Below are 26,391 nucleotides of genomic sequence, written 5' to 3'. Positions count from 1 at the left end.
GCTTGTACCTTTATTAGACAAGAGAGCGAGCACCGATGAAAAACACGCCTGAATTGCTGAAAGACATGAATGACCGATCCCGCGAAGTGTTTCGCCGGGTGGTCGAAGGCTATCTGGAAAGTGGCGATCCGGTTGGGTCGCGCACCTTGACGCGGGACTTCAGCGAAAAGGTCTCGGCGGCGACGATCCGCAATGTAATGCAGGATCTTGAGTATATGGGTCTGCTGGACAGCCCCCATGTCTCAGCGGGGCGCATTCCAACGCAGTTAGGGTTGCGGATGTTCGTCGATGGCATGATCGAGATCGGTGATCCGACCGAGCTCGACCGGGAGAAGATTGACGCGACGCTGGGGAATAATTCCTCTGATGTAGGCGGGCTGTTGGATCGGATCGGATCGGCCCTGTCGGGCGTCACGCATGGTGCGTCGCTCGTGTTGACGCCGAAACATGAAGCGCCGATCAAACATATCGAATTCGTTTCTCTCTCGCCTGATAGAGCCTTGGTGGTGCTTGTTTTCTCTGACGGCCATGTGGAGAACCGGCTATTCACGCCGCCACCCGGGCAGACCCCCAGTTCGATGCGCGAGGCGGCGAATTTCCTGAATGCTTTCGTCGAAGGCAAAACCCTCAGCGAGTTGCAGCGCAGCATCAAGCAGGAGATCACCAAGCGCCGTCAGGAGATCGACGTGCTGGCACAGCAGCTTGTCGAAAGCGGGGCGGTGCTGTGGGACGCGGAAGGGGAGCATTCAGAGCGTTTGATCGTGCGCGGTCGGTCGAATCTGCTGGGCGGAGAGGCGGAGGCCGAAGACCTTGACCGTATCCGCAGCCTTTTCGATGATCTTGAGCGCAAGCGGGACATCGCCGAATTCCTCGAACTGGCCGAAGATGGGGACGGTGTGCGCATTTTTATCGGCTCGGAAAACAAACTTTTCTCACTTTCGGGTTCCTCTCTGGTCGTTTCCCCTTATATGAACGCTGATCGTAAGGTGATCGGCGCCGTGGGTGTCATTGGCCCGACACGCTTAAATTATGGACGTATCGTGCCGATTGTGAACTACACGGCACAACTGGTGGGAAAGCTGATTTCCGACCGGAACTAGAGGTGGAACATGGCAGAGCCGAAAGAAAACGACTTTTTGGACGAAATCGACAGCGCCGAAGCTGAAGAATACGCCGAAGACATGGCCGAGATCGACGAAGAAGCCCTTGCAGTTGAGGAACTGCGCGCCGAGCGTGACCAGTACCGCGACCGTTTCATGCGCGCGCTCGCCGATGCCGAGAATGCGCGCAAACGCTCCGACAAGGACCGTCGCGAGGCCGAGAACTATGGCGGCTCCAAGCTGGCCCGTGACATGCTGCCCGTTTATGACAACATGAAACGTGCGCTGGAAACCACCACCGATGAGCAGAAAGAGGCCTTTGGCCCGCTGCTTGAAGGTGTGGAACTGACGATGCGCGAGCTGCTGAACGTCTTCAAAAAGCACGGCATCGAAGTGATCGCGCCCGAGGTTGGCGACAAGTTCGACCCCAAGCATCACGAAGCGATGTTCGAGGCCCCGGTGCCCGGCACCGTAGCGGGCGAGATCATTCAGGTCGCCGCCGAAGGCTTCATGCTGCACGACCGTCTGCTGCGCCCGGCGCAGGTTGGGGTGTCTTCGACCCCGGCGAGCTAAGCGCGCAATCAGTCACTTTCGAAGGAGGCGGTCAGGATTTGGCCGCCTCTTTCAGTTTATAGATCAGCTCAAGCGCTTCACGTGGGGAGAGTTCATCGGGGATGATCTCAGCTAATTTCTCTTCGACCGCCGAGGTTTTCGCGGGGGCCGGTTGCGGCGGCGGGCTGGCTGCGAAGAGCGGCAGATCGTCGATCAGCGTCTTTTGTGTCGCGCCGCCTTCGCGTTCGCCTTTCTCCAATGCCTCCAGCACCACGCGGGCGCGGGCGATCACCGGGGCGGGCAGGCCCGCCAGTTGCGCCACCTGCACGCCATAAGAGCGGTCCGCAGCGCCCTTGCGCACTTCGTGCAGGAAGACGACCTCACCCTCCCATTCTTTGACCGCCACCGTGGCATTGTCGACCCCCGGCAGTTTGCCGGCCAGCGCCGTCATCTCGTGATAATGAGTGGCGAAGAGCGCCCGGGTCCGGTTCACGTCGTGCAGATGTTCCAGCGTGGCCCAAGCGATGGAGAGGCCGTCGTAGGTGGCCGTGCCGCGCCCGATCTCGTCGAGGATCACCAGCGCGCGGTCATCGGCTTGGTTCAAGATCGCGGCGGTTTCGACCATTTCGACCATGAAGGTCGAGCGGCCCCGCGCCAGATCGTCTGAGGCACCGACGCGGCTGAAGAGCTGGCTAACAACGCCGATATGCGCCGAACTCGCAGGCACGAAACTGCCCATCTGCGCCATCAGAGCGATCAGCGCGTTCTGGCGCAAAAAGGTCGATTTACCGGCCATGTTTGGGCCGGTGAGGAGCCAGATGTTCGCGGCTTCACCTTCGGCACTCAAGTCGCAGTCATTGGCAATGAAAGGCTCGCCCGATTGCTGGGTCAGAGCGCGTTCCACGACCGGATGCCGCCCGCCTTGGATGTCGAAGGCGCGGGACATATCCACGCGGGGGCGGGTCCAATTCTCACTCAGGGCGAGGTCGGCCAGACCTGTGGCCAGATCGACTTCGGCCAGCCCGGCGGAGGCTTGGCCGATCTCTGCGGCATGCTCTAGAATAGCACTCCGAAGACTTTCGTAGAGCCGCTTTTCGATCTCCTGCGCGTGGTTGCCCGCGTTGAGGATTTTCGTCTCCAACTCGGACAGTTCGACAGTGGTAAAGCGCACTTGGTTCGCCGTGGTCTGCCGGTGGATAAAGGTCTCTGACAGCGGCGGGTTCAGCATCTTTTCCGCATGGGTCGCGGTGCATTCGACGAAGTATCCCAGCACATTATTGTGCTTGATCTTCAGCGACGAAATCCCCGTGTCAGTGACGAATTGCTGCTGCATGCCCGCGATCACGCTGCGGCCTTCGTCGCGCAGCTCGCGCGCGGCGTCCAGGTCGGCGTCATGGCCGGGGGCGATGAAACCACCGTCGCGCACCATCAGCGGGGGCTCGGCCACCAGCGCGTGATCCAAAAGGTCGATAAGCTCCCCATGGCCCTGCAACCCTTCGGCAGCTTCGCGAAGCAGGTCGGGGAGATCCTGTTGTGTCAGGCTTTGGTGCAAAGCCTCGGCTTCGATCAACCCATTGCGGATCGCGGCAAGGTCGCGCGGACCGCCCCGGTCAAGCGAGAGGCGTGACAGCGCGCGGTCGAGATCAGGCACATTGCGCAGACGCTGGCGGATGTCGTCCGCGAGCCGGGCGTTATCATAGGCAAAGCTCACCGCATCGGCGCGGGAGGTCACCACATCGACAACACGCGAGGGGCTTGAGATCCGCCGCTCCAGCAGCCGCGCGCCCCCGGCGGTGACGGTATTGTCCATGATCGACAGCAAAGACCCGGCGCGGCCACCATTTAGGGAGTGGGTGAGTTCCAGATTGCGCCGGGTTGCCGCGTCAATCTGAACGGTGCGGGCCTCTGCCTCTTTCTGGGGCGGGCGGAGCAGGGGCAGCTTGCCGCGTTGGGTGATAGTGAGGTATTCTATTACCGCTCCCATGGCGGAGACTTCGGCGCGGGTGAAGCTGCCGAAAGCCTCTAGCGTTGCAATATCAAACAGGTCGCAGACCCGTTTTTCCGCACTGGTGCTGTCAAAGGCCGAACGGGCCAGACCCGTCAGTGCGATCCCGAAATCAGAGACAACCTCGTGCAATTCCGTCTCTTTCGCCTCCGAGACGATCAGTTCCGAAGGCGATAGCCGCGCCAGTTCCGGCCCCAACCGGACTTGGGCCAGCGGCATCACGTGAAACGCACCGGTCGAGATATCGACCCAAGCCATCGCACAAGCATCGCGCACCTCGGCAAAGGCCGCGAGGTAGTTGTGGCGGCGCGCTTCTAGCAGGCTTTCCTCGGTCAGCGTGCCGGGGGTGACCAGCCGCACCACGTCGCGTTTCACGACCGACTTGTAGCCGCGTTTCTTGGCCTCCGCGGGGCTTTCCATCTGCTCGCAGACCGCCACGCGAAACCCCTTGCGGATCAGCGTCAGCAGGTAGCCTTCGGCGGCATGCACCGGCACGCCGCACATGGCGATATCCTTGCCCTGATGCTTGCCGCGTTTGGTGAGCGCGATGTCCAACGCCTCTGCCGCGGCCACGGCATCGTCAAAGAACATCTCGTAAAAATCGCCCATGCGGTAGAACAGCAAGGCGTCCTGATGGTCCGCTTTAAGCTCGAGATATTGCGCCATCATTGGCGTTACTTTTTCTGTCTGCACGGCTGCCCCCTGTTGCCGCGCGGACCCTACAAAACCCCCCGGCGCAGCGAAAGGGGGTGCGGGGCCTTGGGCGGTCTTTGTCATGCGATTTGCACTGACGCGGGGCTTGCGTTGTGCTGAACTCGGATCGTGGCTAAGAAGATCCCAAAGCAGAATAAGGGTAATGTCGTGACGAGAAAGAACCGTATCACCTCTGAAGAGGCGCTTGCCTTTCACCTCGAACCGACCCCCGGCAAGTTCGAGATCTCGGCCACCGTGCCGATGACCACGCAGCGCGACCTGAGCCTTGCCTATTCCCCCGGTGTGGCCGTCCCTTGTGAGGCCATCGCCGAGAGCCCCGAGACAGCCTATGACTACACCAACAAGGGCAATCTGGTCGCCGTGATCTCGAACGGGACGGCGGTGTTGGGGCTCGGCAACCTCGGCGCGCTGGCCTCCAAACCGGTGATGGAAGGCAAAGCGGTTCTGTTCAAGCGCTTTGCCGATGTGAACTCCATCGATATCGAGCTTGATACAGAGGATACCGAGGCTTTCATCAACGCCTGCAAGCTGATGGGGCCGACCTTCGGCGGCATCAACCTCGAAGACATCAAGGCGCCCGAGTGTTTCATCATTGAGCAGCGCCTGAAGGAAGAGATGGACATTCCCGTCTTCCACGACGACCAGCACGGCACGGCGGTGATCTGTGCCGCCGGGCTGATCAACGCGTTGCACCTCTCGGGCAAGAAGATCGAGGACGTGCGCATCGTGCTCAACGGCGCGGGGGCCGCGGGCATCGCTTGTCTGGAACTGCTCAAGGCGATGGGCGCGAAACACGACAATTGCATCATGTGCGACACCAAGGGCGTGATCTACCAAGGCCGCACCGAGGGCATGAACCAGTGGAAATCGGCCCATGCCGCCAATACCGAGCTGCGCAGCTTGGAAGAGGCGATGAAGGGCGCGGATGTCTTCCTTGGCGTCTCGGTCAAGGGGGCGGTGACGCCTGCGATGGTGGCCTCCATGGCCGACAACCCGGTGATCTTCGCCATGGCCAACCCGGACCCGGAGATCACGCCCGAAGAGGCGCATGAGGTCCGCATGGACGCCATCGTCGCCACCGGGCGCTCGGATTACCCGAACCAAGTCAACAACGTGCTGGGCTTCCCCTATCTTTTCCGGGGCGCGCTCGACATCCATGCCCGGGCCATCAACGACGAGATGAAGATCGCCTGCGCCCATGCGCTGGCGCAACTGGCGCGCGAGGATGTGCCGGACGAGGTGGCGCTGGCCTATGGCCGCACGCTGAGCTTTGGCCGCGACTACATCATTCCTACGCCATTCGACCCACGCCTCATCCACCGCATTCCGCCCGCCGTGGCCAAGGCAGGCATGGACACCGGGGCCGCGCGGCGCCCGATCATCGACATGGACGCCTATGAGGTCGGGCTGAAGTCGCGGATGGACCCGACGGCGAGCATCCTGCGCGGCATCAACGCCCGCGCCCGGGCCAATCAGGCCCGGATGATCTTTGCCGAGGGGGACGATCCCAAGGTGCTGCGCGCGGCGGTCATGTACCAGCGCGCGGGCTTGGGCAAAGCACTGGTCGTGGGCCGCGAGGACGACGTGCGCGCCAAGCTCGAAGAGGCGGGCATGGCCGACGCGGTGCGCGAGTTGGAGGTGGTGAACGCCGCCAACACCCAGCATCTGGCGACCTACAAAGACTTTCTTTATGGCCGGTTGCAGCGCAAAGGGTTCGACCGCAAGGACATCCACCGCCTCGCCTCGCGCGATCGCCATGTCTTTGCCGCGCTAATGCTGGCGCATGGTCATGGCGACGGTCTGGTGACCGGGGCGACCCGCAAGTCGGCGCATGTCTTGGAGCGGCTCAACCACGTTTTTGATGCCAATGCCGAGGCCGGGGCCGCGGGCATTACGGCGCTGCTGCACAAAGGGCGCATCGTCTTTATCGCCGACACCTTGGTCCATGAATGGCCCGATGAGAACGATCTGGCGAATATCGCCGAAAGCGGCGCGCGCGTGGCGCGGCATCTGGGGCTTGAGCCGCGTGTCGCCTTCGTCAGCTTCTCGACCTTCGGCTACCCTGTCTCGGAGCGCGCCGAAAAGATGCACCTCGCGCCCGAGGTGCTGGATCAGCGCGGGGTGGATTTCGAATATGAGGGTGAGATGACCGTCGACGTGGCGCTGAACGCGGCCAGTCAGGCGAATTACCCGTTCTCGCGGCTGACCGGCCCTGCGAACATCCTCGTGGTGCCAGCGCGGCATTCGGCCAGCATCTCGGTCAAGCTGATGCAGGAGATGGCGGGGGCGACGGTGATCGGGCCGATCCTTACGGGCCTCGATAAGTCGATTCAGATCTGCTCTTCCACCTCGACGGCGAATGACATCCTTAACATGGCCATTCTCGCGGCCTGTAAGGTGGGCTGATGATCTGGAACCTCGGCTCTATCAACGCGGATAACTTCTATCTGCTGCCCCATCTGCCGGGACCGGGAGAGACCATTTCAGCCCGGAATTTCCGGCAGGGGCTGGGCGGCAAGGGGGCCAATATGTCTGTCGCCGCCGCCCGGGCCGGGACGCGGGTGATGCATGTCGGCGCGTTGGGCGCCGATGGCGGCTGGGCGCTGGAACGGCTTTTGGAATATGGGGTCGAAACGGCGCATATCACCTTGATGGAGGGCGTGACCGGTCACGCCAATATCGCCGTGGATCTGGAAGGGGAGAACAATATCGTTATCTTCCCCGGCACCAATTACGAGATTACCGATGAGATGATCGGTGCCGCGCTGAGCGAGGCTTCCTCGGGCGATTGGCTGTTGATGCAGAATGAAACTAACGGGCAGCGGTTCGCGGCGCGAACGGCAAAGACCTTGGGCCTGCGACTGGCCTATGCCGCCGCCCCTTTCGATGCGGATGCGGTGACGGCGATCCTCGAACAGATCGATCTATTGGTGCTGAACGAGGTCGAAGCGGCGCAGTTGCGGGCCGCGACGGGGGGCGAGCTGCGGCAACTGCCGATTGACGACATCGTGGTGACGCTGGGGGCGCGGGGCTGTGAATGGGTCTCTAACAAGGCACATCTGGTCGAGAGCTTCCCCGCCTATCAAGTCGATGCGGTGGATACGACCGGCGCGGGCGATACTTTTACTGGCTATCTGCTGGCCGGGTTGGACCGGGGGATGACCATGCCGCAGGCGATTGATCTGGCCATGCGCGCCGGGGCCTTGATGGTCACGCGTCATGGCACGGCAGATGTGATCCCCGATCTGAAAGAGATCCGGGATCACGATTTTCGCAGCTAGGCTTTTGGAGCGCGGTTACTTCACGAAGGGGGCCGCGCTGCCCCAAAGCTGTTTCACGCGGGCGTCACGGCCACAGCCCTTGCGGTAGCGTTTGTAGGCGACCGATTTTTTCACAGCCACGCCGACACTGCTGAACGCCAGCCGGTCGCTGCTTTTGTAGTAGTCCTGGTGATAATCATCGGCCGGGTAAAAGGGCGCATCGCCAAGGATCGGCGTCACGACCTTGGTCCCAAGGGCGGCCCGCGCTTCTGCCTTGGCAGCCTCTGCCGCGCTTTTCTGGGCGGGGCTGCCCGCGAAAATCGCGGTCCGGTAGCTTTCGCCCCGGTCACAGAATTGCCCGCCCGCATCTGTGGGGTCAATCGAGCGGAAGAAGAGATCAAGCAGTGTCTTGCGGCTGACCACATCCGGGTCGAATTGGATCTGCACCGCTTCGTAATGGCCGGTGTTGCCGCCGGTGACTTCTTTGTAGGTCGGGTTCTTGGTGCGGCCCCCGGCAAAGCCCGAGATGGCCTCTTTCACGCCTTTGACGGATTCAAAATCGGCTTCGACGCACCAGAAGCAGCCGCCCGCTACGGTCAGCACCTCGGTCTCCGCCGCCGCCGCAGGTCGGTTCTGCGCGGCGAGGCCCAGAGTGATCGCAAGGGTCAGTATGGCGGGTTTGAACATTGATTTTTGGAACATTTCGGTCCTCCTCAGGCCTAGGCTTGCCGCTGGGGCGGAGATAGCGCAAGGCCGGGGCGGGGAAAGTCACGCTCTGGTGAAGGCAATTTACTACTTGGCGCGCGGGCGCGTTCTTTCTAGCGTTCCGGGTTCAACGGCAATGGAGAAGCCTTTCATGCGTATTGCGATGTGGTCAGGGCCGCGCAACCTCAGCACTGCGATGATGTATAGTTTCGGAGCGCGTGCGGATTTCACCGCGATGGATGAGCCATTTTACGCGGCCTACCTCAAGGCGACGGGGCTGGATCATCCGATGCGCGACGCGGTACTGGCGGCGCAGGAGCAAGACCCCGCGCGGGTACCTCTTGGCTTTGTCCAACACGGCGGGCGGCATCTTTATATGAAACATATGGCGCAGCATATGATCGACGGGTTTCCGCTTGATTGGGCCGAGGACTGCGTGAACATCCACCTGATCCGCCATCCGGCCCGGGTGATCGCCAGCTATGCGGAAAAGCGCGAAGCACCCCGCCTGGCGGATATCGGGTTTGACCGGCAACTCATGCTGTTCGAGCGGTTGGGCGGACTTGTCATCGACAGCGGTGATATCCGCGCAGATCCGGAGGGGATGCTGCGCAGGCTTTGCGCCGCCATCGACTTGCCCTTTGATCCTGCGATGCTGCATTGGCCCGCCGGGCCGCGGGCGGAGGATGGGGTTTGGGCGCCGCATTGGTATGGGGCGATCCATCGCAGCACCGGTTTCGCGGGGCCGGAGGGGGAACTGCCCGAGCTTAAAGGAGCAGAGGCGGAAGTTCTGGAGGCCGCCATGCCCTACTATGAGCGGCTGTTTGCGGAACGTCTAAAAAATTCCTGAAGACCGCGAAACTATTTCGCGGAGCTGTCGTGACTACGGTGCTATTTCAAACGGAGGGAAAACCAGATGAAAAAATTTGCAAGCACCGCAATCGCCCTGTCCATGATCGCCGGTGGCGCATGGGCGGATGCCCATGCCATGGCCATGGTCGAAGCCTCGGGTCAGGATGTATCGAATGGCGTCGTCACTGCCGATAAGGTGATGGCGGGCGAGAATGGCTGGCTGGTCGTGCACCGGACCGACGCCGACATGAAGCCCGGCCCCGTAGTCGGCTACGCCCCGCTGCGCGCGGGCGAGAACATGGATGTGGTCGCGATCCTGCAAGAGGACGTGGCTTCGGGCGATATGCTGATGTTGATGGTTCATTCCGAAGATGGTGGCATGAAAACCGGCGTGTTCGAATATACGTTGGGCGCCAAGGAAGACGGGCCGATCAAACCGAATGGGGAGCTGGTGATGACGGTCGTCACTGCCGATTGATCCGGTAGGTGGCTAAGAGAAAGGCCCGGGCGGTAGCGTCCGGGCCTTTTGCGTTACTGTTTGGGGCTGGCCGCCGGGGGCGCTGCCCCCGGACCCCCGTGGTATTTGAGAAAGGATGAAGGGGGATTGGGGTCCCGTGCTTCAGCCTTTGCTGCGTTTGTCGCGGGCGGCGAGGAGTTTGAGGCGCAGGGCGTTTAGTTGGATGAAGCCTGCGGCGTCTTTCTGGTCGTAGGCGCCGGCGTCATCTTCGAAGGTCACATGGGCCTCGGAATAGAGGCTGTGATCGGACCAGCGGCCGACGGTGCGGACATGGCCCTTGTAGAGCTTGAGGCGCACGGTGCCGGTGACATGGGTTTGGCTCGCATCGATGGCGGCTTGCAGCATGGTCCGTTCGGGGCTGTACCAGAAGCCGTTGTAGATGAGCTCGGCGTATTTCGGCATCAGCTCGTCCTTGAGGTGCATGGCGCCGCGGTCGAGGGTGATGGATTCGATGCCGCGGTGCGCTTCGAGCAGCAGGGTGCCGCCGGGAGTCTCGTAGATGCCGCGGGATTTCATGCCGACGAAACGGCCCTCGACCAGATCGAGGCGGCCGCAGCCGTGTTTGCCGCCGAGCTCGTTGAGTTTGGTGAGGATCGTGGCGGGCGACATGGCTTCGCCATTGATGCTGACCGCGTCGCCGCGCTCGAAGCCGATCTCGACATATTCGGGCGTGTCGGGAGCGTCCTCGGGGTTCACCGTGCGCTGGTAGACGTAATCGGGTGCGTCGACGGCCGGGTCTTCGAGCACTTTACCCTCAGAAGAGGTGTGCAGCAGATTGGCGTCGACCGAGAAGGGCGCTTCGCCGCGCTTGTCCTTGGCGATCGGGATCTGGTTCTTTTCGGCAAAGGCTAAGAGCTTGGTGCGGCTCGACAGGTCCCATTCACGCCATGGGGCGATGACCTTGATGTCGGGGTTGAGCGCATAGGCGGCGAGCTCGAAGCGGACCTGATCGTTGCCTTTGCCGGTGGCGCCGTGTGCGACCGCGTCGGCGCCGGTTTCTTCGGCGATTTCCACGAGGCGTTTGGAGATCAGCGGACGGGCGATGGAGGTGCCCAGCAGGTAGAGACCCTCGTAGACCGCGTTGGCGCGGAACATCGGGAAAACGAAATCGCGGACGAATTCCTCGCGCACGTCTTCGATGTAGATATTCTCGGGCGCGATCCCCATCATCTCGGCCTTTTTGCGGGCCGGTTCGAGCTCTTCACCTTGGCCGAGGTCGGCGGTGAAGGTCACCACTTCGCAGCCATATTCGGTTTGCAGCCATTTCAGGATGATCGAGGTATCGAGGCCGCCGGAATAGGCAAGCACGACTTTCTTGGGCGCGGACATGACGGGTTTCCTTTCAAGTTCGCCCAGCGAGGTAGCGGTTTTCGCGGGCGCGGGCAAGATTGAAGCCCGCGTTGACCTATGCTGGCTGCGCGCCTATCGACGAATGGCAGCAAGGAGAGCACAGATGGCGGATGAATTTGCACGAAAAGCACAGGCGGCGGCAGAGGCGCTGCGGGCATTGTTCCCGGCGACACCGCTTTTGCGCAATGAGCATCTGTCGGAGCGGTTTGGCGCGGATATCTGGCTGAAACGCGAGGATCTGAGCCCGGTGCGCTCCTACAAGCTGCGCGGGGCCTTCAATGCGATGCGTAAGGTGATCCCGGGGCAGGGGGTTTTCGTCTGTGCCTCTGCCGGGAACCATGCGCAGGGGGTGGCTTTTGCCTGTAGTCATTTCGGGGTGCGCGGCGTGATTTTCATGCCGGTGACGACGCCGCAGCAGAAGGTGCAGAAGACCCGCATGTTCGGCGGTGAGAATGTCGAAATCCGGCTGGTGGGGGATTATTTTGACGCCACGCTGGCCGCAGCGCAGGATTTCTGTCGGGAGGAGGGCGCGCATTTCCTGTCGCCTTTCGATGATGACGACGTGATCGAGGGGCAGGCTTCGGTCGCGGTGGAGATTGCCGCGCAGTTGGGCCGGGTGCCGGACCGGGTGATCTTGCCGGTGGGCGGCGGCGGGCTGTCTTCGGGGGTGGTGAGTTATTTTGGTGAGGCTTGCGATTATACATTCGTCGAACCTTCCGGGGCGCCAAGCTTTGCGAGGGCGTTGGAAGTTGGGGCGCCGGTGGATGTCTCGCCGATCGATAACTTCGTCGACGGTGCTGCGGTGGCCAAGGTCGGTGCGCGGACTTTCGAGCGTTTGCGCGGGGTGAACCCGGCGGATGTGGTGCATCTGCCTGAGGACCGGATCTGCGTAACGATCAACGAGATGTTGAATGTCGAAGGCATCGTGTTGGAACCGGCGGGCGCGCTATCGATCGATGCGCTCGGTGAGGTGGCCGATCAGATTGTGGGCAAGACGGTGGTTTGCGTGGCCTCGGGGGGTAATTTCGATTTCGAGCGTTTGCCGGAGGTCAAGGAGCGGGCGCAGCGCTATTCGGGTGTGAAGAAATACTTCATTCTGCGCATGCCGCAGCGGCCCGGGGCGTTGAAGGAATTCCTGATGCTGCTGGGGCCGGAGGATGACATTTGCCGTTTCGAGTATTTGAAAAAATCGGCGCGAAACTTTGGCTCGGTCCTGATCGGGATCGAGACGCGGCGGCCTGAAAATTTCAAACCGTTTCTCGAGCAGTTGGGGCAATCGGGCTTTACCTATACGGATATCACCAACGACGAAACCTTGGCGCAGTTCGTTCTGTAGGGGCGGAAGACCGGAAGGATTCACCTTCTGGAAAGGCTTGGTAGGTTAACTCGACAGGGTCTGTCAGGATCGTGTCGCATGAAATTGGATATCCCCAGCCTTTCCGAAGCAGTGGCGACACCTGCTGTGGCGTCTTTGGTTTTGGTGGTCGAGGGGGATGAGACCCGGCGGGCCTGTCTTTCGACCGCGTTGAAGGGATGGGGATATGAGGTGGTTTCTGCCGCCTCGGAAGCCGACGCGTTCGCCCTTTGCGTGCAGCGGGGGCCTGATATCGTGCTTTGCAGTTGGGCGATATCGGGACTCGATTTTTGCCGGACTTTTCGGGAGCTCTCGGAAGCGCGCCGCAGTTATCTCATTCTGTTGGCCGACAGTCATGAGCGGGTGGTGGACTGCGCTCTTGATGCAGGGGCTGATGATGTTTTGATACGGCCCGCCGGTCTGCCGGAGCTACGCGCGCGTCTTATGGCGGGGGCGCGTTTTCTGGCCATGCAGCGGGACCTGACGCAGAAAAATCAGCTGATCACCGAGACTTTGGATATTCTGCGGCAGGTGCATGCGCGGATCGACAAGGATTTGGTCGAGGCCAAGAAATTTCAGCAATCGCTGCTTCGCGAGCGTTATCGCGCCATGGAGGGGGGCAATCTGTCGATGATGCTGCGCTCTGCCGGGCATGTTGGCGGGGATTTGGTGGGGTATTTCCCGGTGCGGCCGGGGGTCGTGGGGCTGTTTGGCTTGGATGTGTCTGGGCATGGGATCAGTTCGGCCCTGATGACGGCGCGGCTGGCGGGGTATCTGTCGGCGGCCACGCCGGATCAGAACCTTGCGCTCACGCTTTTGCCCGGGGGGACCTACGCGGCGCGGCCTCCGGGTGAAGTGATCGCGGAACTGAATGACCTCGTTCTTCATGAGATGGAGACGGAGCATTATTTCACCCTGATGCTCGCGATTGCGGACCTTATGACCGGGGAGGTCACTGTCGCCCAGGCGGGGCATCCGCATCCTGCCTTGCTGCGCTCGGATGGGCGGGTCGAACAATCGGGCACCGGGGGTTTTCCTGTCGGGCTGCTCTCTGGGGTGGGGTTCGAGGACTATAAACTTCAGATGGCGCCGGGGGATCGTTTGTTGATCCTATCCGATGGGGTGACGGAATGCCCCGATCCGGATGGGGAGATGTTGGGCGAAGAGGGTTTGGCCCGCATGTTGGGCGAATTGCGCCGGTTCAGCGGCCCGGCGCTGCTGAGTGCGCTGGTTTGGAAGCTGTCGGAATTCGCTGGTAGCCGCGATTTCCCCGATGATGTCTCGGGGATATTGCTTGAGTATCACGGCAACGCCTAGCCTAGGTGGCGTTGCAGAAACAAACGGTCACCTTCATTGGCGAGGGTTGCCAGCGCCTCGCTGGCCGATAGCACCAGCGTGGCGTGATGCGGCTCTGTCGGGGCGGCGATCTGGCGCACGGGATGGGCGACATAGATATGGCAGATCTTCTGCGCCCACAGGTCGTAGTCCTTCATATAGGTAAAGCGGCGGAAGGCCCCCAATCGGCGCGGGCGGGCGATGCGCCAGCCGGTTTCCTCCAGCACCTCGCGGTGCAGCGCTTGAAGCGGGGATTCCCCCGCCTCGATACCGCCGCCGGGGAGTTGCACCTCAGTCTCCTCAGCCATTTCCAGCGTCATCAGAAAGCGGCGTTGCAGCGGCAAAATGGCATAGACGCCGGGGCGCGGCGTGTAGCGTTGACCGGGCTCTGGTGTCTCACCTGTACGTCGGATCATGTGCTGCCCCTTTTTCCATGGGTTGCTGCGCCTATATAGACGCGGTATGCCAAGCGGCCCCCGATAAGGAAACCCGATGACCCAAGGAACTAAAATCGCGTGGGACGATACCGTTCTGCCCTTTCAGCTTGATGATGTCGACATGCGCGGCCGCGTGGCGCGGCTTGATGGCGTGTTGGAAGGCATCCTGAAACAGCACGACTATCCGCCGCAGGTCGAAGCGCTGGTGGCCGAGATGGCGTTGCTGACCGCATTGATCGGCCAGACGATCAAACTGCGTTGGAAGCTGTCGCTGCAGGTGCAGTCCAAAGGTGCCGTTCGGATGATCGCGACGGATTACTACGGCCCCGAGAAGGAAGGCGAGCCTGCGCGCATCCGCGCCTATGCCAGCTATGATGCGGACCGGCTGACCGACGACGCCCCGTTCGAGCAGGTCGGCGAAGGCTATTTCGCGATCATGATCGACCAAGGACAAGGCATGACCCCCTATCAGGGCATCACGCCGCTGGCCGGTGGGTCTCTGGCCGCCTGTGCCGAAGCCTATTTCGCCCAGTCCGAACAGTTGCCGACCCGCTTTTCCCTGAGCTTTGGCAAATCGTCCGGCCCGGATGAACCGGAGCATTGGCGCGCCGGTGGCATCATGTTGCAGCATATGCCCAAAGCCTCGCCGTTGGCAGCGTCGGGCGAGGGGAGCGGTGACATCCTCAAGGCCGATGACTTGGTCGAGGGCGATGAGGCCGAGGATTGGAACCGCGTGAACATCCTGCTCGGCACCGTTGAGGATTTGGAGCTGATCGGCCCCAGCGTTCCGCCGACCGATCTGCTGCTGCGATTGTTTCACGAGGAACAACCGCGAGTCTATGACCCCCAGCCGGTGCGTTTCGGCTGCACCTGTTCCGAAGACCGCGTGCGGCAAAGCCTGTCGATCTACTCGGCCCGCGATATCGAAAAGATGACCACGGACGAAGGTCGGGTTACCGCCGATTGCCAATTCTGCGGCGCGCATTACGACCTTGATCCGGCCACGGTCGGTTTCGACGCCAAGGCCTAAGGTGAGCGACCGGTTCCATTCTTTTCGCAGGGCGCTTGCCCAGACCGGGGTGGAATCCTCTGATTTCGATCTGAACCCAGAGGTTACCCTCCCCGAGGGGCGCGTCCTGCGCCCTGCGGGGGTGCTGGCCCCAGTTGTGGATACCGGTGCGCGGCTGGAGCTGATCCTGACCAAACGGTCTTCGGCGCTGAAACATCACCCTGGGCAGATCGCCTTTCCGGGCGGCAAGCAAGACGGCGGGGATGCGGATGTCATCGCTGCCGCCCTGCGCGAAGCTCGCGAAGAGATCGGCCTGCCGAGCGATAGCGTGGATGTCTTGGGCGTGCTTCCGGCTCATGAGACGGTCACCGGCTTTAGCGTGACGCCTGTGATCGGCTATGTGACGCGCGATTTTACCGTGGTGCCTGAGCCCGGTGAGGTCGAAGAGGTGTTTCGCGTGCCGCTCGACCATGTACTCGACCCCAGCAACTACCTTGTGCATTCCCGGCGTTGGCGCGGCCAGCGGCGGTATTATTACGCCGTTCCCTACGGCCCCTATTACATCTGGGGTGCGACCGCGCGTATGTTGCGGGCATGGGCGACACGAATGAACAAATGATTCCGACCGGCACGCGCTGGCTCCAAGACGAAGACGCACAGCGGGTTTGCCGCGTGGTGCAGGATGGTGGGCATCCTATCTATTTCGTCGGCGGCTGCGTGCGCGATGCGCTGCTGGGACTGCCAGACAGCGACGTTGACCTCTCCACCGAAGCGACACCTGAAACGGTGATGGCGCTGGCAAAGGCCGCCGGGGTCAAGGCCGTGCCGACTGGGATCGACCATGGCACAGTGACGCTGGTCTCGGGTGGAAAACCCTTTGAGATCACCACCTTTCGCCGCGATGTACAGACTGATGGCCGTCGGGCTGTCGTCGCCTTTTCCACCGATATCGCCGACGATGCGCGTCGTCGGGATTTTACGATGAACGCGCTCTATGCCACGCCTGAGGGCCGTGTGATCGACCCCTTGGGCGGGCTGCCCGACCTGCGCGCGCGCCGGTTGCGTTTCATTGAGGACGCAGGTCAGCGTATCCGCGAAGATTACCTGCGCACCCTGCGCTATTTCCGCTTCATGGCGTGGTATGGTGACCCTGAAGTGGGGCCAGAGCCGGAGGCGCTCGATGCCATCGCGTCGAATTTGGATGGGCTCGAGACACTCTCGGCGGAACGTGTGGGGCAGGAGTTCAAAAAACTCCTCCGCGCGCCTGATCCTGCCCCCGCACTGGCTTTGATGCGACAAACCGGTGCTTTGCCCGTGCTTTTGCCGGGGAGTAATGACCGTTGGATTTCCATGCTGGTCCATTTCGAACAAGAGCTTGGCCTTGGCCCCGATTGGCTGGTGCGTCTGGCCGCGCTGGGCGGGGAGGCTGTGGCAGACCGTCTGCGGCTGAGCAAAGCTGAGGCCAAACATCTCACCCAGCTGCAAGAGCAGGTTTTCGCAGGGCCACCATTGCCTGAGCTTGCCTATCGTCATGGGGCGGATGTGGCCATTGGCGCGGCTTTGCTGCGGGGCTGTATGGCGGAACAGATGCCCGAAACCGCCATGTTAGAGACGATAAAAAGCGCCGCGGCGGCTCGTTTTCCAGTAACGGCCACAGACCTAATGCCCGCGTTCAAAGGCCCGGCCCTGGGCCAAGAGCTTGCCCGGCTGGAGCAGCTTTGGATCAACTCAGGCTTCACCTTGACCCGGGCGGACCTATTGGCCCGGCGCAGCTAGGTCGACATCGCGGGGAAATTCGTCTACCCAAAGCGCATTACAAGGGAGATGGGCGAAATGTACCGCGGGATCTGGTTCAGCTAAGCTGGCATAACCATTGCCGCGTTTGCGGCTCTGCTATTGGGCAGCGCCGAACATTTTGCACGTCTATTTCCAAGGTCTTCCCATGTTCCGCTTTTTTGAAAACCTCGTTGATCCCTATGTCTCCTATCGCGAGAAGGATGTGCCGCCCCAAGGGCTGTGGCCCTTCCTGCGGGACTATGCACAGCCGTTCAAAAAGGTATTTGCCCTCGCCGGGCTGATGGCGGTCCTTGTCGCCGGGATCGAGGTTGGCCTGATCTACTACATGGGCCGCATCGTCGATCTGCTGGGCAGCGATCCTGCGCAGATGTGGGCGGAACACCGGACCGAGCTGATCCTCGTGGCGCTGGCCGTGCTGTTGCTGCGGCCCATGGTGCAGGCGGTCGATGTGATGCTTTTGAACAATGCGATCTTGCCGAACTTCGGCACGTTGATCCGTTGGCGGGCGCATCGCCATGTCTTGCGGCAATCGGTGGGCTGGTTCGAGAATGACTTCGCCGGGCGTATCGCCAACCGGATCATGCAGACCCCACCGGCAGCGGGGGAGGTCGTCTTTCAGGTCTTTGATGCGATCTCTTACTCGCTGGCCTATATGATCGGCGCGGCGATCCTGCTCTCTACCTCGGATATCCGGTTGTTAGTGCCGCTTCTGGGGTGGTTCATCCTCTATGGCGGCTTGGTGGCGTGGACGATCAAACGGGTCGGCCCTGCGTCCAAAGCCGCGTCGGACGCGCGGTCGCAGGTGACGGGGCGCGTGGTGGATGCCTATACCAATATCCATTCGGTCAAAATGTTCGCGCATCATGATCTGGAGGTCGATTTCGCGGGTGAAGCCATCGAAGAGGCGCGGCGCACGTTTCAAGGTGAGATGCGTATCTTCACCATCATGGATGTGGTGCTCACCCTTCTCAACGGCATGTTGATCGTGGGCGTCGTCGGCTGGGCCTTGGTGCTGTGGATGGGGGCCGAGGCAAGTGTCGGTGTTGTCGCCGCCGCCGCCGCGCTGGCGCTGCGGCTTAATTCCATGACCGGCTGGATCATGTGGGCGCTGTCGAGCTTTTTCCGCGAATTGGGTGTCGTTGCCGAAGGGATGGAGACCATTGCCCAGCCCCTCGCCCTCACCGACCGCCGCGATGCGCCGCCGCTGAAGCTCACCGAAGGGCGGATCGAAATGGCGGGGCTGAGCCATCACTACGGGCGCGACAGCGGCGGGGTTCAGGACATCAATATCACCGTGCAGCCGGGTGAGAGGATTGGCCTTGTGGGCCGCTCGGGCGCGGGAAAATCGACCCTCGTGAAGCTGATACTGCGGTTCTACGACGCCGAAACGGGCGAAATTCGGATCGACGGGCAGGACATCGCACAGGTCCGGCAAGACAGTCTGCGGCGGCATATCGGTGTGGTGCAGCAGGATTCCTCGCTGCTGCATCGCTCGGTGCGCGAGAATATCCTTTATGGCCTTCCCGACGCCAGCGAGGCCGAGATGATCGCGGCGGCGAAACAGGCGCAGGCGCATAAGTTCATCCTCGATCTGACCGATCCTGAGGGGCGCTCGGGCTATGACGCGCGGGTGGGCGAGCGGGGCGTGAAACTGTCCGGCGGGCAACGGCAGCGCATCACGCTGGCGCGGGTGATCCTCAAGGACGCGCCGATCTTGTTGCTGGATGAGGCGACAAGCGCGCTCGACAGTGAGGTGGAGGCGGTCATTCAGGAAACACTCTATGGCATGATGGCGGGCAAGACCGTCATCGCCATCGCGCACAGGCTGTCGACGATCGCCGAGATGGACCGAATTCTGGTTCTGGATCAAGGTCGTATCGTCGAAGAGGGCAGCCATGACGCGCTTTTGCAAAAAGCTGGCCTATATGCAGCTTTCTGGCACCGTCAGTCGGGCGGTTTTCTCGCATTGGATGACAAGACGTGAGCATTTCGAACTGGATCAACCCGTTTCGCCCCGCCGAGGGGCCCCCACCGCAGACCCTCTGGGCCTTCATCCGCTGGTGCCTTGCTGGCGCTTGGCCGGTGCTCTGGCTCGCCGCCTTTCTATCTGCCGCCGCTGGCGCGATGGAGGCGGGCACAGCGTGGATTTTGGGCAAGGTGATCGATGCCACGGTCAGCGCAGGGCCGGAGCGGTTTTTTGAGGGCAGCAGTCTGGTTCTGGTCTTGGGCGCGATTGCGTTTTTCCTTGTGGCGCGTCCCGTGCTGTTTGGCCTCTCCTCGGCCTCCAACGCGATCATGGTGCAACCCAATGTAAACCCGCTGGTGTTGTCGCGGCTGCACCGTTGGACGCTGGGGCAGAACGTCAATTTTTTTGACGAAGACTTCGCCGGGCGCATTGCGCAAAAGCAGATGCAGGCCGCGCGGGCGGTGACGGATGTGGCCGCCGAAGTGATCAACGTGGTGGCCTTTGCGCTTGCCTCTCTGGTGGGGTCGGTCGCCTTGCTTTTGGCGATCGACTGGCGTGTGGCGGTTGGGTTTTCCGTCTGGCTGGTGATGTATCTGGCGCTGATCAACTGGTTCTTGCCGCGCGTGCGCAAACGGGCCGCGGGGCGGGCCGGGGCGCGGGCGATGGTGTCGGGGCAGGTGGTCGATACGATCACCAACATCAAAACGGTGAAGCTCTTTGCGCATGCCGATCACGAAGACCGCGCCGCACTTTCCGCGATGCAGAGCTTCCGTGCCCGGGCCTTGGAGTTCGGCTATCTCGCCGCCGGGTTCCGTCTGGCGCTGATGAGCCTTGCGGGTCTTTTGCCGGTTCTGTTGCTGGGCGGGACGATCCTGCTGTGGCAGCGCGGATTGGCGAGCGAGGGCGATATCGTCGCCTCCGGCGCCATCGCGATCCGTATCGCGCAGATGACGGGCTGGGTCTCATTCACGCTGATGGCGATCTATTCCAATATTGGGGAGGTCGAAGACGGCATGCGCACCCTGACGCCGCGCGTGCGGCTGGATGATGAGCCTGATGCGCAGGAACTGGTCGTCGAGGCCGGAGAGATCGAGTTGCGCGATCTGGGCTTTGCCTATGGCCGTCAGACTGGCGGCATCGACCGCATCTCGCTGACCATCCAACCGGGTGAGAAGCTTGGCATCGTCGGTGCTTCGGGGGCGGGGAAATCGACCCTCGTGGCGTTGCTCTTGCGGCTCTATGAACCAGAACAGGGCAAGATATTGATCGACGGGGTGGATACCACGACGGTGACCCAAGAGAGCCTGCGCCGCAATATCGGCATGGTCACGCAGGAGACGGCGATGTTCAATCGCTCCGCGCGGGACAACATCCTGTATGGCCGCCCCGACGCGACCGAGGCCGAGGTCATCGCCGCCGCCGAACGCGCCGAGGCGCATGAGTTCATTCAGCAGCTCGAAGATCACAAAGGTCGCCGCGGCTATGCCGCGCATCTGGGGGAGCGTGGGGTGAAGCTTTCGGGCGGCCAGCGCCAGCGCATCGCCTTGGCCCGCGCCATCCTGAAAGACGCGCCGATACTGGTGTTGGACGAGGCGACGAGCGCCCTTGATAGCGAGGTGGAGGCCGCGATTCAGCAGACCCTAGATCGTGTGATGGAGGGCAAAACGGTCCTCGCCATCGCTCACCGTCTGTCGACCCTGACCGAGATGGACCGCATCATGGTGCTGGACGCAGGCCGCATTGCAGAGATTGGCAGCCATGCCGATTTGCTTGCCCAAGACGGGCTTTATGCGCGCTATTGGCACCGGCAGTCGGGCGGGTTTCTGGATGTGAAGGCGGCGGAATAGGCTTTCCCAGTCGCCTTTGCCGCGCTATGGGCAGGCTATGACAGAACATGAAATCTTGCGTCTCGGCCACCACGGCGACGGCATCGCCGAAGGTCCGATCTTTGCCCCGATGACCCTGCCGGGGGAAACCGTCACCGGCGTTGTCGATGGGCAGCAGCTTCGCGATGTGCGGATCGTCACCCCCTCCGACCAGCGGGTCGCACCGCCCTGTCGCCATTTCAAATCCTGCGGCGGCTGCCAGTTGCAGCATGCCACGGATGATTTCGTGGCGGCTTGGAAGGTCGATGTGGTGCGCAACGCGCTTTCGGCTCATGGGGTAGAGGCAGAATTTCGCCCCATCCAAACCTCCCCCGCGCAATCGCGCCGTCGGGCGATCTTTGCCGCGCGGCGGACGAAAAAGGGCGCTATGGCGGGCTTTCATGGCCGCGCCTCTGACGTGCTGATCGAGGTGCCGGGCTGTCAGTTGGTCGATCCCGCCTTGCTGCCGGGGCTGAAGGTCGCCGAAGAACTGGCGCTGATCGGCACCAGCCGAAAGGCCGAATTGGCCGTCACGGTAACACTTTCGGAAGAGGGGCTGGACGTCTCTGTCGCCAATGGCAAACCGCTCGACGGGCCGCTGCGCCAGCAATTGGCACAGGCTTGTGAGGCTCTATCTCTGGCTCGGCTGACATGGGATGGCGAGGTAATTGCGATGCGCGCGCCGCCAGCGCAGCGCTTTGGCGATGCGCCGGTCACGCCGCCGCCGGGCGCCTTCTTGCAGGCCACCCGCCATGGCGAAGCAGCTTTGCTGGAGGCGGTCGGAGACGCCGTGGGCGAGGCGGAGGTCGTGGCCGATCTTTTCGCGGGCTGCGGCACCTTTGCCCTGCCCTTGGCGCAGCAGGCGCGGGTGCACGCAGTGGAAGGCGATGCCGAGATGATCGCCGCGCTGGAAGGAGGCTGGCGTCGGGCCAAGGGGGCAAAACCGCTCACCGCCGAGGCACGCGATCTGTTTCGCCGACCGCTCCTTCCGGATGAACTGGACAAGATCGATGCCGTGGTGCTCGACCCGCCCCGCGCGGGGGCCGAAGCGCAGGTGGCCGAGATCATCCGCGCCGAGGTGCCGCGCGTGGCCTATGTCTCCTGCAATCCGGTGAGCTTTGCCCGCGATGTGCAGAACATGGTCGCGGCAGGCTATCGGCTGGACTGGGTACAGGTGGTCGACCAGTTCCGCTGGTCGTCCCATGTGGAACTCGCTGCCTGTCTGACCCTGCCTGAAAGCTGAGCCACGGCCCCATATGACGCCGCGGATCACCGCTTTTTGAGTGAAATTAATCCCTCTCTATGGTAACGCGGATAAAAAGGGCCGGAATGGCCGGGGCGTTGAGGGCACAGTGATGAAACGCAGGACGATGATACTTGGCGGCACCGCTATGGTGGCGCTTGGCGCGTGCAGTAGCAGTAAGTTCAAACGCTACACCGGTCCCGAAGTGACCTATGTGGTTGTGAACAAAAGCCAACGCCGCATGATGCTGTTGCACCATAACCGCGTGCTCGAAGATTACCGGATCAAACTGGGCTTCGCTCCGGTGGGCCACAAAGCCTTTGAGGGGGATGGCCGCACGCCCGAAGGGCTGTATCGAATCGACCGTCGCAACCCGAACAGTCGTTTCCATCTTTCTGTCGGGATCGATTACCCGAACGCGCGCGATATCGAAAACGCCCGCGCCATGGGCAAAAGCCCGGGGGGCGATATCTTTATCCACGGGCAGAAAGACCCGCGGAAGAAAGAAAAGCACGATTGGACTTGGGGCTGTATCGCGGTCACCAACAAGGAAATCGAAGATGTCTACGCGATGGTGCGTGACGGCACGCCGATCCTGATCACGCCCTAAGGGCCGCTTGATACGACACCGGCCCCCGCAGGGGCCGGATCGGTCGGTTAATTAGACAAAGATCAGTTGCCGACGACCAGCGTCCACCAGATCTTGCCGCCGTTTTCCTGATGCCATGCGAAACCCATCTGGCGGCCATCGGGGGCCATCAGAATGCGGCGCGTGTCGGGCTGTTCCATCCACGCGGCGAGGGTCTCAAGCTCGGTCTCATAGGTTTCCGAGATCACCTCGCCGACCAGACCGCCGGTATAGCCCACGCGCTGGATGCGATCGATGGGCGAGGACCCGTCAGAGCCGAAATGCCAGGGGCGGTTTTGCACCGCCATATCGCGCGAATGGGTGGCGGCCGCGGCGTTCAGCTTGGCATCCAGCGCCAGCGGCGTCACCCCGGCAGAGCTGCGCAGCGCATTGACGGAGTCGAGCATGCGGAATTGGATCGTACCCGCGTCGGAGCGGCTGATACGGTAGGTGCCGCCGGCTTTGCCGCCGGTCGTGCTGGACGGGGTACAGGCAGATAGCGCAACCGTCAGCGCCAGTAGAATGGACAGGATACGGATCATATGAGCGCTCCACGCAATGAAGTTTTTTCTGCCTTACATCGGGGCGCGTTGCAGTTCAAACGCACATAGGCATGACTCTGCCGTGCGGCCCCGGTTTCAATTGAAACTGCGTCTTTCGAGCCATATAACTGGCAATAATTAGCATAATTTCAGTTTTGGAGACGCTCCATGTCCGCTCACCGTTTTTCGATCAAGAGCCGCCGTGGCTTCCTTGCTGGCAGCGCCGCGATGCTTGCCACACCCGCTCTGGCGCAAAGCACCTCTTCCTTCAACTCCACCGCCACGACCGAGACAGAGCGTGACCTGACCGAAGCGGTCAAACGCAATGTCTCGAGTTTCCGGATGCTGGATTGGCGCCCCTATTTCAGCAACACGCGCAACGGCGCGGTGCTGGTCGATATCGACAGCCGGGCGGTGCACTACTGGTCCGAGGACCAGAGCGTTTACAAGCTCTACCCCTCATCGGTTCCGCTGACCGAAGACCTCACACGCCGTGGCCGGACCCGTGTCATCAAAAAGGTCGAGGGGCCAAGCTGGCGTCCCACGCCGTCGATGCTCAAGCGCAATCCCGAATGGCCGCCCTACGTCGGCCCCGGTCCGGACAACCCACTGGGCACCCATGCGCTGTACCTCAGCTGGACCTACTATCGTATCCACGGAACCCACGACACACGAAAAATTGGACGTAAGTCTTCCAATGGTTGCATCGGGCTCTATAACGAACATATCGCCGAACTTTTTGCCCTGACAAAGGTTGGCACGCAGGTGTTGCTTATTTGACGACATCCCCCTGATTCCTTGATGCAATAGCTGATTCCGGGTTTGCAAACTTTTGCCGATACTGTTTAGAACAGGATTACGAGGTAAGTCTTGGGTGCGTGTATGTATATGATACAGCACGCCTATTCTGGAGGTTATGTTATGAAGAAACTCGTTCTCGCCGCTGCTCTGTCCGCTGCTGCATCGACTGCTTTTGCTGGTTCGCTGGCCGAGCCGATCGTCGAAGCACCGGTCATCGTGGAAGAAACAACAGGTTCGTCCTCGGGCATCCTGGTTCCCCTGATCCTGCTGGCCCTGGTTGCCGCAGCTGTTGCTTCCGACTAATCGGAACTGACGATCAAACGGAAAAGGCGGTGCAATGCACCGCCTTTTTTGTTTTCTGCGCGTGGTTCTGAAAAAGGGGCCGCCGCAGCGACCCAAGGCGGGCTTAGTCCAGCCAGCCGCCCAAGTTCTCGGTGATGATCGTGGTCAGCGTTTCGATATGCGCCGCATCGTCGTTCAGGCAGGGAATATAGGTGAAATCCTCGCCGCCTGCCTCTTCAAAGCTTTCCTTGATCTCTTCGTTGATCTCTTCCAGCGTTTCGATGCAATCGGCTGAGAATGCAGGCGCGCAGACGGCGATGCTTTTCTTGCCTGCCTTGGCCTGACGCGCGACCTCTTCAACCGTATAGGGCTGCAGCCATTCCTCGGGGCCGAACTGTGACTGGAAGGTCGTGATGATCTCGCTGTCCTGCCAGCCCAGACGTTCCTTCAGCAGGCGCGTCGTTTTCTGACATTGGCAGTGGTAGGGGTCACCCTCCATCAGATAGCGCTGCGGCAGACCGTGGTAGGAGCAGACCAGCAGATCGGGCTTCTTGTCCTTCGCGGCATAGGCCCGTTCGACCGATTGCGCCAGCGCTTCGATATAGTCAGGCCGGTCGAAATAGGGGGCCACGGTGCGCGAAGCGGGTTGCCATTTTTCCTTCGCCAGAGCGGCAAAGAAAGCGTCATTCGCCGTTGCCGTGGTCGCCCCGGCATATTGCGGATAAAGCGGGAAAAACAAGATCTTCTGGCATCCGGCGGCGACCATCGCCTCGACCTTGGAGCGGGTCGACGGGTTGCCATAGCGCATGGCGTAATCGACCATCACGTCGGCCCCGTATCGTGCTTTGAGCGCCGCTTTGATTTTGGCGGTTTGCGATTTGGTGATCGTCGCCAGCGGGCTTTCGTTCTCTGCCTCGTTCCAGATGGATTTATAGGCCGCGCCGCTGGCAAAGGGGCGTTTGGTGAGGATCACCGTCTGCAACAGCGGTTGCCATTTCCACGGGCTGTAGTCGATCACCCGGCGGTCCGAGAGGAACTCGCTCAGGTAGCGGCGCATCGACCAATAGTCATAGCCGTCCGGCGTGCCAAGGTTGGCGAGCAAAACGCCAACTTTGGGACGCGGGACTTTGGGGTGATCGGTGGGGCCGTGTTCGGGTTGGGTGGCGTCGGCTTGGGCGGATTGGGGCTGGGCTGCCTGCATGGGGGTTTCCTCGCACATGTGATCCGCGCAGAGATAGCCGCTTTGCCGATTGGGTCAATCGGGGAGGGGTTCCTCGCGACTATTCAGCGCATCTGCCAGCCGTTGCTGCGCTGATCCAGGGCGCAAAGGTTTCTGCTGGCTTTCGTCCGGTGCCCAACCGGCAAGGAAGATCATGTCGAAAGTCGCCATGATCCGGCCCGAGGCGGCGGTGAAATGCGTGGCGTAAAGCTCGGCCGCGCGTATCAGCACGGCGCGGCCCGTGGGGCGGCGCAGACGGGCTTGCAGGGCGTTGGTCTCTCCCATTTCGCGCAGGTCGCGCATCAGGGCCCATGCGTCATCATATTCCACGGTCAGCGGTTGGCTATCGGCCACGGGCAGGGCCAGCCCCGCGCGTTGCAACAGCGCGCCGAGATCGCGCAGTTCCCCCATCGGGGCGATGCGGGGCGACAGGCCGCCAGTCACTTCGGCTTCGGCCTGACCAAGGCAGGCGCGCAGCTCATGCAGGGTTTGCCCGCCAAGCGCCACGGCCTGTAACAGCCCGTCAGGACGCAGCGCGCGGCGACATTGGATCAACTGGCCAATGGGGTCATTCGCCCAATGCAGCCCCATGGCGTGGATCACTAGATCATGCGCCTGCGGTTCCAGCGCCAGCACCTCGGCCTCGGCGACGATCTTGGCCTTGGGGAACGCCTCTGCCCAGACTGGGGGGAAGGCGGTCACGATGGCCGGTGCGGTAAACGTTTTCTTAACCAAACTCAGCCGATCCTGAACCTCTTCGGCGGCTGCCTGTTGCAGGAACATGCCCCGTGTCGTCGCGCGGGCGCGGTGCTGGGCGAGGGCCTTGGGGTCGGTCAGGGTGGGCTGTGCTGTCATGGG

The 26,391-nt window shown here is 61.8% G+C and carries 24 protein-coding genes; 17 read left to right on the top strand and 7 right to left on the bottom strand.

Going from position 1 to position 26,391, the window contains the following annotated elements; all coding sequences use genetic code 11:
• Window positions 1–35: 35 nt before the first annotated feature.
• Together hrcA and ACGYLD_RS06120 are read left to right on the top strand one after the other, a co-directional pair.
• Window positions 36–1,100, top strand: a complete 1,065-nt coding sequence (hrcA, locus tag ACGYLD_RS06125; protein WP_271692668.1) for a heat-inducible transcriptional repressor HrcA — start codon at window positions 36–38, stop codon at window positions 1,098–1,100.
• 9 nt (window positions 1,101–1,109) lie between these two features.
• Entirely contained in the window at window positions 1,110–1,673 is a 564-nt protein-coding gene (locus tag ACGYLD_RS06120) for a nucleotide exchange factor GrpE (protein ID WP_067267873.1), read from the top strand.
• A gap of 31 nt (window positions 1,674–1,704) precedes the next feature.
• Here ACGYLD_RS06120 and mutS read toward each other — a convergent pair whose 3' ends face one another.
• The gene (mutS, locus tag ACGYLD_RS06115; protein WP_394402043.1) at window positions 1,705–4,326 is read right to left on the bottom strand and encodes a DNA mismatch repair protein MutS; all 2,622 of its coding nucleotides are present in this window, start codon (window positions 4,324–4,326) and stop codon (window positions 1,705–1,707) included.
• Between the two features lie 192 nt (window positions 4,327–4,518).
• On the opposite strand from mutS, the gene ACGYLD_RS06110 reads away from it, so the two are divergent.
• Together ACGYLD_RS06110 and ACGYLD_RS06105 are read left to right on the top strand one after the other, a co-directional pair.
• The gene (locus ACGYLD_RS06110; RefSeq protein WP_394401664.1) at window positions 4,519–6,777 is read left to right on the top strand and encodes an NADP-dependent malic enzyme; all 2,259 of its coding nucleotides are present in this window, start codon (window positions 4,519–4,521) and stop codon (window positions 6,775–6,777) included.
• Window positions 6,777–7,652 carry a ribokinase gene (locus ACGYLD_RS06105; RefSeq protein WP_271692666.1) on the top strand — a complete coding sequence of 292 codons (876 nt, stop codon included), beginning with the start codon at window positions 6,777–6,779 and terminating at the stop codon, window positions 7,650–7,652. Before ACGYLD_RS06110 ends, ACGYLD_RS06105 begins: the two co-directional genes overlap by 1 nt.
• Window positions 7,653–7,667: 15 nt before the next feature.
• Here the strand turns inward: ACGYLD_RS06105 and msrA are convergent, their stop codons facing one another.
• A complete protein-coding gene (gene msrA / locus ACGYLD_RS06100; protein ID WP_271692665.1) occupies window positions 7,668–8,333 on the bottom strand; it encodes a peptide-methionine (S)-S-oxide reductase MsrA in 666 nt (221 codons plus the stop codon).
• Between the two features lie 154 nt (window positions 8,334–8,487).
• Between msrA and ACGYLD_RS06095 the strand changes: the two genes are divergently transcribed.
• Together ACGYLD_RS06095 and ACGYLD_RS06090 are read left to right on the top strand one after the other, a co-directional pair.
• Complete coding sequence (locus tag ACGYLD_RS06095) at window positions 8,488–9,186, top strand: HAD family hydrolase (protein WP_271692664.1); 699 nt, start codon at window positions 8,488–8,490, stop codon at window positions 9,184–9,186.
• 66 nt (window positions 9,187–9,252) lie between these two features.
• A complete protein-coding gene (locus ACGYLD_RS06090) occupies window positions 9,253–9,666 on the top strand; it encodes a hypothetical protein (protein WP_067267884.1) in 414 nt (137 codons plus the stop codon).
• 141 nt (window positions 9,667–9,807) lie between these two features.
• On the opposite strand, the gene ACGYLD_RS06085 is transcribed toward ACGYLD_RS06090, so the two are convergent.
• Window positions 9,808–11,034: an argininosuccinate synthase gene (locus ACGYLD_RS06085; RefSeq protein ID WP_271692663.1), complete on the bottom strand. Its 1,227-nt coding sequence runs from the start codon at window positions 11,032–11,034 to the stop codon at window positions 9,808–9,810.
• Window positions 11,035–11,158: 124 nt separating this feature from the next.
• Here ACGYLD_RS06085 and ilvA point away from each other — a divergent pair, with 124 nt between their 5' ends.
• Window positions 11,159–12,391 carry a threonine ammonia-lyase IlvA gene (gene ilvA / locus ACGYLD_RS06080; protein WP_271692662.1) on the top strand — a complete coding sequence of 411 codons (1,233 nt, stop codon included), beginning with the start codon at window positions 11,159–11,161 and terminating at the stop codon, window positions 12,389–12,391.
• 78 nt (window positions 12,392–12,469) lie between these two features.
• Window positions 12,470–13,726 (top strand): PP2C family protein-serine/threonine phosphatase, encoded by a 1,257-nt coding sequence (locus ACGYLD_RS06075; RefSeq protein WP_271692661.1) that lies wholly within the window; start codon window positions 12,470–12,472, stop codon window positions 13,724–13,726.
• Here the strand turns inward: ACGYLD_RS06075 and ACGYLD_RS06070 are convergent.
• Window positions 13,723–14,160, bottom strand: coding sequence for an NUDIX hydrolase (locus ACGYLD_RS06070; protein ID WP_271692660.1), 438 nt, complete (start codon window positions 14,158–14,160; stop codon window positions 13,723–13,725). The genes ACGYLD_RS06075 and ACGYLD_RS06070 overlap by 4 nt on opposite strands.
• 76 nt (window positions 14,161–14,236) lie before the next feature.
• Between ACGYLD_RS06070 and ACGYLD_RS06065 the strand changes: the two genes are divergently transcribed.
• The 7 genes from ACGYLD_RS06065 (at window position 14,237) to ACGYLD_RS06035 (ending at window position 22,671) form a co-directional block, all read left to right on the top strand.
• Entirely contained in the window at window positions 14,237–15,211 is a 975-nt protein-coding gene (locus tag ACGYLD_RS06065; RefSeq protein ID WP_067267891.1) for an Hsp33 family molecular chaperone HslO, read from the top strand.
• 1 nt (window position 15,212) lies between these two features.
• Window positions 15,213–15,809, top strand: coding sequence for a CoA pyrophosphatase (locus ACGYLD_RS06060; protein WP_271692659.1), 597 nt, complete (start codon window positions 15,213–15,215; stop codon window positions 15,807–15,809).
• Window positions 15,806–16,966, top strand: a complete 1,161-nt coding sequence (locus ACGYLD_RS06055) for a CCA tRNA nucleotidyltransferase (protein ID WP_276153766.1) — start codon at window positions 15,806–15,808, stop codon at window positions 16,964–16,966. The genes ACGYLD_RS06060 and ACGYLD_RS06055 overlap by 4 nt, the downstream gene beginning before the upstream one ends.
• A gap of 166 nt (window positions 16,967–17,132) precedes the next feature.
• Entirely contained in the window at window positions 17,133–18,971 is a 1,839-nt protein-coding gene (locus tag ACGYLD_RS06050) for an ABC transporter ATP-binding protein (RefSeq protein WP_271692657.1), read from the top strand.
• Entirely contained in the window at window positions 18,968–20,800 is a 1,833-nt protein-coding gene (locus tag ACGYLD_RS06045; protein ID WP_271692656.1) for an ABC transporter ATP-binding protein, read from the top strand. Before ACGYLD_RS06050 ends, ACGYLD_RS06045 begins: the two co-directional genes overlap by 4 nt.
• A 37-nt stretch (window positions 20,801–20,837) precedes the next feature.
• Window positions 20,838–22,061: a class I SAM-dependent RNA methyltransferase gene (locus tag ACGYLD_RS06040; RefSeq protein WP_394401655.1), complete on the top strand. Its 1,224-nt coding sequence runs from the start codon at window positions 20,838–20,840 to the stop codon at window positions 22,059–22,061.
• A gap of 112 nt (window positions 22,062–22,173) precedes the next feature.
• Window positions 22,174–22,671: a murein L,D-transpeptidase family protein gene (locus tag ACGYLD_RS06035; protein ID WP_168612924.1), complete on the top strand. Its 498-nt coding sequence runs from the start codon at window positions 22,174–22,176 to the stop codon at window positions 22,669–22,671.
• 62 nt (window positions 22,672–22,733) lie between these two features.
• Here ACGYLD_RS06035 and ACGYLD_RS06030 read toward each other — a convergent pair whose 3' ends face one another.
• A complete protein-coding gene (locus ACGYLD_RS06030; RefSeq protein WP_168612925.1) occupies window positions 22,734–23,231 on the bottom strand; it encodes a CAP domain-containing protein in 498 nt (165 codons plus the stop codon).
• Between the two features lie 168 nt (window positions 23,232–23,399).
• Here ACGYLD_RS06030 and ACGYLD_RS06025 point away from each other — a divergent pair, with 168 nt between their 5' ends.
• Both ACGYLD_RS06025 and ACGYLD_RS06020 read left to right on the top strand, forming a co-directional pair.
• The gene (locus ACGYLD_RS06025) at window positions 23,400–24,011 is read left to right on the top strand and encodes a L,D-transpeptidase (protein WP_271692654.1); all 612 of its coding nucleotides are present in this window, start codon (window positions 23,400–23,402) and stop codon (window positions 24,009–24,011) included.
• Between the two features lie 141 nt (window positions 24,012–24,152).
• Window positions 24,153–24,335: a hypothetical protein gene (locus ACGYLD_RS06020; RefSeq protein WP_067261136.1), complete on the top strand. Its 183-nt coding sequence runs from the start codon at window positions 24,153–24,155 to the stop codon at window positions 24,333–24,335.
• A 103-nt stretch (window positions 24,336–24,438) separates the two neighbouring features.
• Here ACGYLD_RS06020 and hemH read toward each other — a convergent pair whose 3' ends face one another.
• Window positions 24,439–25,515 (bottom strand): ferrochelatase, encoded by a 1,077-nt coding sequence (gene hemH, locus ACGYLD_RS06015; RefSeq protein WP_271692653.1) that lies wholly within the window; start codon window positions 25,513–25,515, stop codon window positions 24,439–24,441.
• A gap of 54 nt (window positions 25,516–25,569) precedes the next feature.
• Entirely contained in the window at window positions 25,570–26,388 is an 819-nt protein-coding gene (locus ACGYLD_RS06010; protein ID WP_271692652.1) for a methyltransferase domain-containing protein, read from the bottom strand.
• Window positions 26,389–26,391: the final 3 nt, after the last annotated feature.

It is taken from the genome of Sulfitobacter sp. 1A12056, from assembly GCF_043558125.1.
In the GTDB taxonomy this organism is placed as follows: Bacteria; Pseudomonadota; Alphaproteobacteria; order Rhodobacterales; family Rhodobacteraceae; genus Sulfitobacter; species Sulfitobacter faviae.
The sequence above is the reverse complement of the archived record's forward strand: the minus strand, read 5'-3'. Positions and strand labels throughout refer to the sequence as shown.